General features: G+C 41.4%; 11 protein-coding genes, 1 tRNA gene, 1 rRNA gene and 1 pseudogene. 7 read left to right on the forward strand and 7 right to left on the reverse strand.

The annotated features are described in order from the left end of the window. A 16S ribosomal RNA gene (locus V7K35_RS14680) occupies positions 1–94 on the reverse strand; the annotation flags it as partial. A 624-nt stretch (positions 95–718) separates the two neighbouring features. Here V7K35_RS14680 and rsmA point away from each other — a divergent pair. From rsmA to V7K35_RS14705, 5 genes are all read left to right on the forward strand, one after another. Continuing rightward, complete coding sequence (gene rsmA / locus V7K35_RS14685) at positions 719–1,561, forward strand: 16S rRNA (adenine(1518)-N(6)/adenine(1519)-N(6))-dimethyltransferase RsmA (RefSeq protein ID WP_335080026.1); 843 nt, start codon at positions 719–721, stop codon at positions 1,559–1,561. Between the two features lie 100 nt (positions 1,562–1,661). Then, a complete protein-coding gene (ispE, locus tag V7K35_RS14690) occupies positions 1,662–2,615 on the forward strand; it encodes a 4-(cytidine 5'-diphospho)-2-C-methyl-D-erythritol kinase (RefSeq protein ID WP_335080027.1) in 954 nt (317 codons plus the stop codon). A gap of 85 nt (positions 2,616–2,700) precedes the next feature. Beyond that, positions 2,701–3,030 carry a DUF3082 domain-containing protein gene (locus V7K35_RS14695; RefSeq protein WP_335080028.1) on the forward strand — a complete coding sequence of 110 codons (330 nt, stop codon included), beginning with the start codon at positions 2,701–2,703 and terminating at the stop codon, positions 3,028–3,030. 334 nt (positions 3,031–3,364) lie between these two features. Continuing rightward, positions 3,365–3,970: a sporulation/spore germination protein gene (locus V7K35_RS14700; RefSeq protein ID WP_335080029.1), complete on the forward strand. Its 606-nt coding sequence runs from the start codon at positions 3,365–3,367 to the stop codon at positions 3,968–3,970. Positions 3,971–4,138: 168 nt separating this feature from the next. Further along, positions 4,139–4,210: transfer RNA gene (locus V7K35_RS14705), tRNA-Gly, on the forward strand. A gap of 676 nt (positions 4,211–4,886) precedes the next feature. Here the strand turns inward: V7K35_RS14705 and V7K35_RS14710 are convergent. Beyond that, positions 4,887–5,036: pseudogene (locus tag V7K35_RS14710) on the reverse strand (GMC family oxidoreductase N-terminal domain-containing protein); the annotation flags it as partial. Between V7K35_RS14710 and V7K35_RS14715 the strand changes: the two are divergent. Then, a complete protein-coding gene (locus V7K35_RS14715; protein ID WP_442939728.1) occupies positions 5,020–5,445 on the forward strand; it encodes a low temperature requirement protein A in 426 nt (141 codons plus the stop codon). The pseudogene V7K35_RS14710 and the gene V7K35_RS14715 overlap by 17 nt on opposite strands. A gap of 394 nt (positions 5,446–5,839) precedes the next feature. Next, positions 5,840–6,058 (forward strand): hypothetical protein, encoded by a 219-nt coding sequence (locus V7K35_RS14720; RefSeq protein ID WP_273762292.1) that lies wholly within the window; start codon positions 5,840–5,842, stop codon positions 6,056–6,058. Between the two features lie 944 nt (positions 6,059–7,002). Here the strand turns inward: V7K35_RS14720 and ftsH3 are convergent. The 5 genes from ftsH3 to V7K35_RS14745 all read right to left on the reverse strand — a co-directional run. Continuing rightward, positions 7,003–8,844, reverse strand: coding sequence for an ATP-dependent zinc metalloprotease FtsH3 (gene ftsH3 / locus V7K35_RS14725; protein WP_335080031.1), 1,842 nt, complete (start codon positions 8,842–8,844; stop codon positions 7,003–7,005). A 134-nt stretch (positions 8,845–8,978) separates the two neighbouring features. Continuing rightward, entirely contained in the window at positions 8,979–9,776 is a 798-nt protein-coding gene (locus V7K35_RS14730; RefSeq protein ID WP_335080032.1) for an aminotransferase class IV, read from the reverse strand. 17 nt (positions 9,777–9,793) lie between these two features. Next, complete coding sequence (locus tag V7K35_RS14735; RefSeq protein ID WP_335080033.1) at positions 9,794–10,213, reverse strand: GNAT family N-acetyltransferase; 420 nt, start codon at positions 10,211–10,213, stop codon at positions 9,794–9,796. A gap of 110 nt (positions 10,214–10,323) precedes the next feature. Further along, the gene (locus V7K35_RS14740) at positions 10,324–11,109 is read right to left on the reverse strand and encodes a hypothetical protein (RefSeq protein WP_335080034.1); all 786 of its coding nucleotides are present in this window, start codon (positions 11,107–11,109) and stop codon (positions 10,324–10,326) included. Between the two features lie 514 nt (positions 11,110–11,623). After that, a partial coding sequence (locus tag V7K35_RS14745; protein WP_335080035.1) for a hypothetical protein occupies positions 11,624–11,846 on the reverse strand: 223 nt, incomplete at its 5' end.

An 11,846-nucleotide genomic window follows, 5' to 3' on the forward strand; every position in this document is an offset into this window, starting at 1 on the left:
CCGTCCGCCACTGTGTCCGAAGACACCGTTCGACTTGCATGTGTTAAGCATACCGCCAGCGTTCATCCTGAGCCAGGATCAAACTCTCCGTTTTGTTGTGTTTCGAGTTTGTGGCTCCGAAAAAAATATTTCCCGGAATCCTAGTTACTAATTTTGATTATATTTTTGGGAAATCCCAAAAGCAAAATCTTTTGACGAGGATTGGTTTTTTCTTAAGCTTTCAAAGTATTATGTTTTTTAGGTTCAGCGGCCGTTTGCGTCTTTTGCTTCCCGACTTAACTAGAGTAACTAGTCATCCCCTAGTTTGTCAAGGGGTAAATTTATTATTTTTCTTAAAAGGGCAAATCGCCTGAGTGGCATTACTTTCAGGTGAATGCCTTAAGCAATGGGAGGGGGGCAAAAACAAAGTGGCTGAACCTGACTGGGTGAATAATTCACGTTGAGTGATTATCGAAAAAGGCAGGAATAGTCTTGCTGGAGGGATTTATCCGGAATTCTTACGCCTGAACTAACCATATACATAATATTAAGAGCATTTAAGACTCCCATCGTACAGGTGACGCTTATATCGGCATCTACCTGATCGCCATGACTACGTTCGTGGAGCGTTTGGAAGAGAAGATAGGAGTTACAGTGAGTCTAGCGCTGTAGAGGGGCTTCAAAATTTATAATGAATTTTTGAGAAAAAGCTAAAAACTAGACTAGGCAATAAATACAGATGATCCGACCGCGTAAGGTCTTTGCTCAACATTGGCTTAAAAGTGAAAAGGCGCTCGACGCAATAATTAAAGCAGCTGAGTGTACAGAAAGCGATCGCTCCCCCAAAGGCGATCGCGTGCTGGAAATTGGACCTGGAACGGGCATTCTGACTCGTCGTTTATTACCCCTGGTGCAATCTTTGGTTGCAGTTGAAATAGACCGCGACTTATGCCAACTGTTGTCAAAGCAGCTTGGTAAGACTGAAAAGTTTTTACTGCTGCAAGGTGATTTTCTGACTCTAGATTTACCATCTTATCTGGCAGCCTTTCCCAGTTTCCAACAGCCAAATAAGGTAGTAGCCAATATTCCCTACAACATTACAGGGCCAATCATCGAGAAACTACTGGGTACGATCGCTAACCCCAATCCCGAACCATTTGACTCGATAGTGTTACTCGTACAAAAAGAAGTAGCAGAAAGGTTGTATGCTAAACCAGGGTCAAAAGCCTTTGGAGCGTTGAGCGTGCGGGTACAGTATTTGGCTGAGTGTGAGTTAATTTGCACTGTTCCAGCGGCCGCATTCCATCCACCGCCAAAAGTTGATTCAGCAGTAGTACGATTATGTCCCCGAAAAATAGAAATAGCAGCACTTGACCCAAGACGGTTAGAGAATTTTTTAAAGTTGGGGTTTGGTGCCAAGCGCAAAATGTTACGAAATAATTTGCAATCTGTTATTGAACGCGATCGCCTGATCCACTTACTGGAACAATTAAAAATAAATCCCCAAGCCAGAGCCGAAGACCTGAGTGTTCAGCAATGGGTAATCCTAGCAAATGAGTTAGGAGTTAAAAGTGAGGAATGAGGACTTAAGAGCGAACATGTAGATGATTGCTTTGATTCAAAACCCAAAATTCACCCATTCCCAACTAGCAACCCATAACCCCTAACTTCTAACTTTCAAAATGCATTCCTACAGCCTAATTGCCCCTGCCAAAATCAACTTGTATCTGGAAATCATTGGCAATCGTCCTGATGGTTATCATGAGTTAGCCATGATACTTCAAAGTATCGGACTTGCAGACCAAATTGATCTGCGTTCCATCAGCATTGACAGCATCCGTGTTCACTGTAACCACCCACAAGTACCAACAGATAAAAGTAATCTGGCATACCGAGCAGCAGAATTAATGGCGAGGCAATTTCCCGAAGCCTTTGCCAAATATGGGGGTGTTGAGATTACCGTTAATAAGCAGATTCCTGTAGCTGCTGGGTTGGCTGGGGGTTCGACGAATGCAGCAGCTGTGTTGGTAGGGATAAATTTACTGTGGAAATTGGGATTAACTCAGTCAGAATTAGAGGAGTTGGGAGGCACACTTGGTTCAGATGTACCATTTTGTGTAGCGGGTGGAACTGCGATCGCAACAGGTAGGGGTGAGCAACTTTCTCCCCTGCCGAGTTTAGATAATATATATGTAGTGTTGGGGAAATACCGCAGCTTGGAAGTTTCCACGGCTTGGGCATACAAAGCCTATCGAGAGCAGTTTGGTAATTCTTATATTAGAGATAGCGATAACTTGGTAGCGCGTGCTAATGCAGTTCATTCAGGAACAATAGTAAAAGCTGTCCTGGATAAAGATGCGGGAGAAATTGCCCAAAAACTGCACAATGATTTAGAGCGTGTGGTATTGCCAGCCTATCCCCAAGTCTTGCAACTGCGAGAAGTATTCGCAAATAAGCAAGGCGTTTTAGGAACAATGATGTCTGGTTCTGGGCCAACAGTATTTGCTCTTTTTGAGTCTCAACAGCAGGCAGAACTAGTTTTGTTGCAAGTAAAGGAAGCAATTCCTGATCAGGACTTAGAATTGTTTGTAACTCGAACAATCACACATGGTATTAAAGTGGCATCGTCTGTTTAAATAATTCTTTTTCGTTAATGAAGTATAAAGAATAGACAAGAATTATTCCTAATGATCCAATCTAAAATATAAAATTTAAAATGGTATGAGTGAGCAAAATTTAACACCACAAACGGATACTAAAACACAGTCGGCAACGAGTCCGTTACGCTGTTTAACTGGGGCGGTGATTTCTGGAGGAATGGCATATGCAGTGTATTCACTGATGATTGCGATCGCCACAAATTTCGCTACTAAACCGATCCATTCAATTAATCCATTGGTGGTGAAGATTTCTTCTGCTGTTCGGACTCTGGTTGTTGGTGTAGTTGCTTTAGGAAGCGGGATATTTGGTATAGTAGCAATTGGTTTGTTGGCTTTGGGTGTGCAATTATTAGTGCAGGAGTTGACCAAGCAAAAAAGTAGTGAAAACTAGTAATTTGCTTTTAATTAGCAACCTAAATACACAAGTTTTTCTAATGAATCACAATTTTTGATCAATTGTAGCTTGGCGCTTCTGAAGACTGAAAAATTTGTTGCTGTTTTCTTCAAGTTTTGGAAGAAAGCCCGTGGTGCTGACTAAACTGGCAAGAGAAATCACACGTATTTTGATCGCCCAGTGCAATAGCAATCTGTGTATAGTATAACCTTTGACCTTAACAGATTTGAGGTTGACGCTTTATAGACTGGCTGATATTCACAAATTTATGCGGAATTGATACCACCAACACTGAAATTAATAGTAGCAATATCACTTGTAAGCAAAGTTTATGAACACAACCAAGAGATATTTTTTACCCATTATTTTTATGGCAATGGTTGTCAGCCTCAGCAGTTGTAGTTCTAACCCCACAGCTGGTAATGTTGATAGCAGAACGCCATCCCCTAGCCCAACACTAACGAATAGCTTATCATCTCAGACTCCCAGCCAAATTCCTAGCGTAGCTCAGTTGAGAGAAAAATCTTCCAATCAAGAATCTCCTAAGGAAAATACGCCTTCCTCACCAACTTCTAAAGCTGCCGCTAACAAAACTACCAAAATCACACTATATACAAGTGATACTCAGTGCCAAAAACTAATTCCAGAAAAGGTTTCAGTACCAGCCGAGGAACCAGTGAAAAATGTAGTGGGTAAAATCTTAGAAAAACGAGATACAAGCGACTTTAGCTTGTCTGGGTATCGTGTCAATATCAAAAATGGCATTGCTACAGTTGATTTGCGAATATCTCCTCAGTCAAAGCGGCAAATAACTTCTCTTTCTAGTTGTGAACAGTTTGCTCTGTTTGGCAGTCTCCGCAAAACTCTAACGAGTAATGCCCAATGGAATATTAAAGAGGTTCGCTTCACTGAGCGAGGTGAGGACATTGTTCTTTAGTTAAATATGGGAGTAAGTGTCGTCATCAGCTAGCTAAAAAATTTCCCAATATGAACAGCCACAGGACTCATACATCAGCAGTTGCCAAAACAGTGTATGTTCTCCAATTGAAAACAGCTGCAAATAATGGTATGATTCATTATAGCCCTAAGTTTATGGCAGCAATTCGCGGGTGTAATTCAGTGGTAGAATCTCACTTTCCCAAGGTGATCGTCGTGGGTTCGAGTCCCATCGCCCGCTTTAAAATCAGAACCTAAGCTACCTATGTGATTGCTGCCGTTAGTACAGCCGATGAGTTTGTTGAGCCAGACTTCATTAGGCGTCTAAGAGGATGTTTGAAAAGTCATGATTGATGTATCAAATATTTTTTACCCCACCCTAACCCTCCCCGATATATTGGGGAGGGAACCGGATTTTCTTATTTCCCCCCTTACAGCAGATTGCAAGTTAATGAAGTACAAAAATACCCCTCCCTAACCCTCCCCGATAGATTGGGGAGGGAACTAGATTGGGAATTTCCCCCCAATACATCGGGGGGATTAAGGGGGGTAAGGATGTACTTCATTTAGATGCAAAATGCTGTATAAAGGGAGGACTAAGGGGGATAATAATTCGATAAAATATTACAACATATCACTTTTCAAACAACCTCTAAAGCCTACGGAGATCATTACTAGACCCCATACACTACAAGTTGCCGATAAAACGCCGAGTTCAATAGACTGATATTTCTATTGGAATAAGGTAGCGACTCCTACCATGCGATCGCTTTTGATATATGTTGTCAAAGTATGGCCATAGATTGCCTCTAGTTGAATATCACCTTAAATATATGCTTCAACCATTACTTAATTTACTAAGTTAGGACTGGGATTCGTAGACAAGAAAGCTTGGGTTTGGGGAATACCCTCAAAGATAATTGTTCTGTATTCCCAATCCCAGAGAGCATCAACAGTTTGGGCGAATCGAAGGCGCCAGTAGAAAGAATCACTTCTTGATTCACAAAAGTTTGGTGTATCGTTCCTTGGTGCAGGTACTCGACTCCAATAGTGCGTGTTCCCTCAAAACCCATTCAAATAGCGCGGACAAATGGAAGAGTCGGTGTTGTCAATCTCTGGCTCTACACCCATTTACCGTTAGTGATTGGGATTGCTGCTGGAGTTAGTGTAGAACAAATCCTGTTGAGTAAGCCGACTTTAGCATTACCCGATTCCCAGCGATGGCTCATCTGTGGTTCAGTAGCATTATGTTCTCTAGCTGTCAGCATTCTCCACAGATTTGGGGTGATCCGTTATTCCAAAATTCGTTTTCAGTATCGACTTGGAGGTGCAGTTGTGCTGCTAGCGATCGCTATCTTAGGCAAAGTGTTACCTGTTGCAATCATTGCCCTTGTAGCTGTAGTTTCTGCTGGGCAAGTAGTTCAAGACTTGCATCAGAGTCGTCCCACTATCCGCTTGGTTGACCCAAAAATCTAGATCATCGCGTAGTGACGCACAGATGTGCGCCACTACGACGGCTCGACGTGATTCAATATAAAGCTTTTTCCGAAATGCATCTATCCTATGGAGGATTTAACCATGAATATAAATAAATATTTATATAGTTATTTAAAGATAATGTAATCTCAACATTCAAACCCAAAGCTGTAACGCTGATAAATCAACACATTGCCATCTATCAGACGTTACAGAACCAAAGGAGGGATGTCAACATTAGGAGATGTACCTTTGAGTAGCGAAGTCAAGTAGCTGAAATATTTATTAATATTATGAGTAGGAAGTGTAAATTCAGCATCAGGAGTCAGAAAAATTCCCAATGGCAGGTATTTCGCATCAATCACTAAATTTCTCACCAACAGAACAGAAGCTCATGAAAGACCAAAAACCATCAGACTCTAAGGAATTCGTCGGAAATCTCAAGAATGGGATTTGGCTGTTTGGACTATCATCCTGGGTATTTGGCATTACTGATCGCAGCATTGCTTCATTTGCAGATGGCTATCTATCTGCTTTGGATTTAACGCAACTATTCACAGCGGCTACGTTCTTTGTAGCGTGGCTATTTTTAAAACCGACATCCAGACTTTAAGATCGGCGATTGGTTGAGTGTCGAGTCACTCTTGACGGTAGTTATGTCAAGATTCGGAAAGTTATCTAAAGGAGAACACTTTTGATCGCTATAAGGGGTGCGCCACAGAATGTATCGATACTTTTGCATTCAGAACAATTGGGGTAATTCTGTAAAATCTCAGAATTACCTTGATTTCTAGTTTTCACTAAATAATCCAAGTTGCTAATTATCAAAGACGGCAACAGGAGATACGGATGTAAATTTTTAATCTACTTAATGATCACTAAATTCTATCTTTTTCTTTTTTAAGTCAGAGTTATAGCTCAATACAGTTAGTTAAGGATAATTGTAGGTTGGGTTGAACATAGATGCCAAAGGCGGCTTAAGGCAGGGTAGTTAGACCCAATAAATGCTTGTGTAGGTTGGGTTTCGCTCCTCAAACGCCACTTGCAAGGCTCGTCAGGAAACCGCTTGGGCGCAGTGGCTCCCCAACCTACGCAATACATTAGACCTCTTGCAAAAATCCTTGAATCACCCCTCCCCAACCCTCCCCTTATAAAGGGGAGGGGGCAAGATTCCAAGTTTCCCCCCTTTATAAGGGGGGATTAAGGGGGGTCTATTCGACTTATGCAAGAGGTCTATTTTATGTGGCTCTAACCCAAGCGTATTGAGTTATAGATTTCTTATTTGGGTGTATCTAGAAAAATTTTTCTAATTTTCCGGAATTGGTTATGCTCAGGTGGTAGTCTCTATCAGACTACGGATTTATACTGAAACTCTATAACTAACCTTCGGGGAATATAACCCCATTTCGGATTAAAAGCCCGGCCATTAAGGCCGGGCTTTTGACAAGGAATTAAAAAAAATTGGGGTAACTCTAGAAAATCCCAGAATTACCGCGAATTTTAAAACTTAGAAGTTGAAAGTTAGGAATTGTTCTTAACTCTTAACTACTCATCAAATTAGGCAAACGCAGCGGTTGTTACATCGTTATTCGATAGAATTTCTTGCAATTCCTCAGCGTCTACCGTTTCTTTATCAACCAACATTTGCGCTATCTGATCTAAAATGTGGCGGTTACGTACCAACACTTCTTTAGCGCGTGTATAGGCTACATCCACAAGTTTGCGGACTTCTTCATCAATGGCGGCAGCGGTTTCTTCAGAGAAATCACGCTCTGACATGATATCCCGTCCAAGGAACATGTTACCTTGCTGACGACCAAGGGCGACTGGTCCCAAGCGATCGCTCATCCCAAATCTGGTGATCATCTGACGCGCAACCCGTGCTACTTGTTGCAAGTCGTTGGAAGCACCAGTGGTCACTTCTTCTTCACCAAAGATTAATTCTTCAGCAATTCGACCGCCCAAAGCCACAGCCATCTGATTTTCTAGATAAGCACGGCTGTACAAACCAGTGTCCATCCGGTCTTCGCTGGGGGTAAACCAAGTTAAACCACCTGCACGACCGCGAGGGATGATGCTAATTTTTTGCACAGGATCGTAGTCTGGCATTAAAGCACCAACTAAAGCGTGACCAGCTTCGTGATATGCCACCAAGGTTTTACGCTTTTCGCTCATTACCCGGTCTTTCTTCTCTGGCCCAGCTAATACGCGATCAATTGCGTCGTTGATTTCATCCATCGAAATTTCAGTCAAATTCCGGCGTGCTGCCAGAATTGCGGCTTCATTCAGCAGGTTGGATAAATCTGCGCCAGTAAAACCAGGGGTACGACGGGCAATTTTATCCAAGTCCACATCTTTCGCCAAGGTTTTGCCACGGGCATGTACCTTGAGAATTTCGCTACGTCCGGCATAATCGGGACGGTCTACCACAACTTGACGGTCAAAGCGACCTGGACGCAACAATGCTGCATCTAAGACATCAGGACGGTTGGTAGCGGCAATAATGATGATGCCTGTGTTGCCTTCAAAGCCGTCCATTTCTGTGAGCAACTGGTTGAGGGTTTGTTCCCGCTCATCGTTACCACCACCTAAACCTGCACCCCGCTGACGACCTACGGCGTCAATTTCATCGATGAAGACGATACAGGGAGCATTAGTTTTAGCTTGTTCAAATAAATCGCGGACGCGGGATGCACCCACACCGACGAACATTTCTACAAATTCCGAACCGGAGATCGAGAAGAAGGGTACACCTGCCTCACCTGCTACAGCACGAGCTAAGAGAGTTTTACCTGTACCAGGAGGGCCAACTAACAGCACACCTTTAGGAATTTTTGCACCAACTGCGGTAAAGCGATCGGCGTTTTTCAGAAAGTCTACGACTTCGTTTAATTCCAACTTGGCTTGGTCAATACCAGCAACATCGCCAAATGTCACCTGAGTTTGTGGTTCCATTTGGACTCTGGCTTTAGATTTGCCAAAGTTCATCGCTTGGCTACCTGGGCCACTTTGAGCGCGACGGAGCAAGAAGAATAAGCCAACCAAAAGCAATACAGGAAAAAATAAGCTGCTTAGTGCCTTAAACCAAAATCCTTCATCGCTTTGGGGCAAAACAGAAATATCAACGCCTTTTGAAGTCAGAGTATTGATCAAGTCTGGATCGTTGACTAAGGTCACAATCCTTTTATTTCCGTCATATTTAGCTGTAACCACTGCTGTAGAGCGATCTGCACTCAAACTGACTTTTTCTACTCTGCCTTGTTGAACTTCTTGAATAAATCGGCTATATCGCCATGTCTCTCTGCTTTGAGGTTGTTTGTCAAAGAATGCTGTTCCCAGCGCAATGACGACAATAAACAGCAACGCGTACAGCCCCGCATTTCTCCATTTTTTATTCACTAAGGTCTATCCTCCGGTATTTTTGGCGCGTTAGCTCTCAGCGGGCGCTTTGCGCCATCGCCTAGCGTCTCTATTGCGAGAGGTCATTATTAAGAATTATGTTAACTTATCTTAAGTGTAACAAAGTGGCGTGGCTATGATGCTACAAAAAGCTCCTTTATTTGCAGAAAACTAGGATGGTAGGGATTATATTGTAGCGACCCTGTGGGCTGATGAACGGTATGAATGGGAATAATTTCTACCATACTATTAGTGTAGGCGATCGCTTCAAATCTCTGGACTAACTTGACCGTCCAAGGTTCCTCTAGCACCGACTGCTGGTGGTTTTGCAACCAGTTTACAAGTTGCAATCGCACAATTCCTGGCAAAATTCCTGCCTTTATTGGCGGCGTCCACCAACTGCGATCGTACCATCCCCAAAGGTTGCCTGTGCTGGTTTCTAGCCAATTTCCTACAGCATCGACTAATATTGCTTCTTGAGCATCTAAGCTAGTTTTTGCTAGCCAAGCACTCAAATAGTTTCCGGTTTTATGAGAGGGGAGAGAGCGATAAAATTCAGAATTAGCAACGGCACACACAACGCCAGTTTTTTGTTTTTCTCTCAAATCCTCTGGCAAGAATCTGCCAGTTATCCATTCCCGGCCATCGGGAAAAAGGGTAATTCTGAGAACGGGGAAGTGGCCGAGGAGAATTTGGGCACCTTGACGCACACGCCTCCAATCGGGTTGCTGCCAACCAAAAGATTGTACTGAGAAAAGTAGGCGATCGCAGTGTGCTTGCCAATTAGTTAAATTACTATCTAGCGAGTTCTGATAAATCCGCAACGTTGTAAAAACAGTGGCCCCATAAAGTAAACCCGGATCATTAATGTCTAACTCTAAAATTCGGGACTCAATTAATTTGCCGCCATACCAAAAAATATCATTTTTCACAACCAGATTGCTTCTTACTACAACTCTATTCCAAAGTGATGACTTGTAATGCTCATGCGCTGCATGAGATAAAACCTGTGAGCTGCAAATCGCTGAACACCAGAATCAAGACTCAGGTGTTCACAGTCATGATTTATTGCATATTCAATTAGCCACTGAAATAACTGTTTACCATAATTCTGTGACCGCTTTAATTCATCAACAACTAAGTCATCAATATATAAAAACTTTCCTGATGCTAAACAGGTATAAATGCGAAATCCAGCCACTGCCACAGCTTGCTGCTCTACTTCCAAGAATACAAGTTGATATCCTTCTTTCATTTGATATCGAACTTGTTCTACAAACTTAGCCGGCTCTTGGTGAGGACGCAACTGGTACGTGACAGGAAAACACTTTAATATTTGAAAGTCCGATTCTCCTAATTGTATTGACATTAGTATTGCTCCTGAAAATATTATGCGTACTCATATTACTTTCTCAATTTATCGAGAACATTACAATCTTGTAAAAGTTTCTCTCGCAAAAAAATGCTATGAATAATTATTTAATCCTTTGGAGGAAATAAGATTTTCTGAGTCCCTTCAGGAGTTATAATTACTTTTCCTCCCAAATTTTCAATTTCCCTAATTACTCGTTTTCGAGTTTTTTCATCAACTTGATTATTTAAAACCATTGACCAGGTAGCAATCTGAGCATATTTACTGTTAGGATTTCGACTTAGAAATTCCGCAGTTTTTTGGGAAGTATTAGCTATAAGCTGACTCTCTGCATCTGAAAAGTTACTAGCCCAGTTTGCCGCCGTTGCAAAAGACTTTTGGGCAGCTTGAGCATTGCCTAAAAATAATAACTCATCAATTCCTTTGTAACGCCACACGTAATAAGACTTTTCGGGAACGAAGGGAGATAGCGATTTTAAGCCTTTCTGTGATAGTGCGATCGCACGTTCTGGCATAGCAGCATACAATGAAGTACTGATAGAAAGACTGCGATACGCTTCTAAAAATCGCGGGTCACGTTCTAGAATAACTTCAAAATATTCGGGACTTAAACTATAACCTGTTTTATCCCGAACTTCATCATCTCCAAAATATTGTAAAAAATTGATATATACCAAATCGGCAATGAAATTATCATAACCAAAACTAGGCATATTTTTGATAAAATTCAGACGGATGTTTTCTGATTTTATTTCTTTATCTAGAGTTTCTAAGGAGGCAGATTGTTTGCTATTTATCAGTTTTTGTAATTGGGGAAATTGAATCAAGCCAACTCCTAAAATACACACACAAATTACAAAAGGTGTAGCAATGGCTTTACGCGACAACAACATATTTTTCTTGTCTTCTCAGGCAAAAGCAACTCATTGTATATAATATACTTCTTGGAAAATTACTCAGCTATATAGTTACAGTCGCTTACACAGGAGAGTATCCATCAAGCCTTACCCTACCCTTTAGTAACGATTGATTAACAGTGAACAAGCCTATCTTTCCTCAAGAGAAACCTAAAACAAGTAGCTCGGCAAACTCGGTAGCAAATATTTGGTATTATATTATATCTTATGTATGTAAATATGCTAAATATAATTTACGCTTCCTTCTTTGCCGCATCGAAGAAATTATTTTCTTTTTTGAAATGAAGTTGGCTCGTAGAAATCTAGCTTTACTTTTCTTGAGCAACAAGTTCTTAACTTATTAAATTCCTTTGATATTACTTAGTTTTGTTAAGTAATTACAGTAATATTTACAACATGATATAAAATAGTGGTTTGTTCGCAATTAGACCTTCCACTCCTTAATCTTATGCTAAATACTGTAGTTACGAACAACTTGGAAAATAATAGTCTATCCATTCAGGCAAAAGATAGTGATTTTAAAACAATAGTTACTAATCTTAATGCTGATAAGGGACTTCCAAGGAATAAAATCACCAATTACAATAATGGTAATCATTATAAGTAGGAAGGAGAAGCAGGAAGGAGAAGCAGCCGCAGGCTGCTTCTCCTTCCCTTTTTGTAGTAAATTCAATAAGGAGTGAAAATTTTGGGTTTTTGGAGTGTCGATAGAA

It is taken from the genome of Nostoc sp. (assembly GCF_036917275.1).
GTDB lineage: Bacteria > Cyanobacteriota > Cyanobacteriia > Cyanobacteriales > Nostocaceae > Nostoc.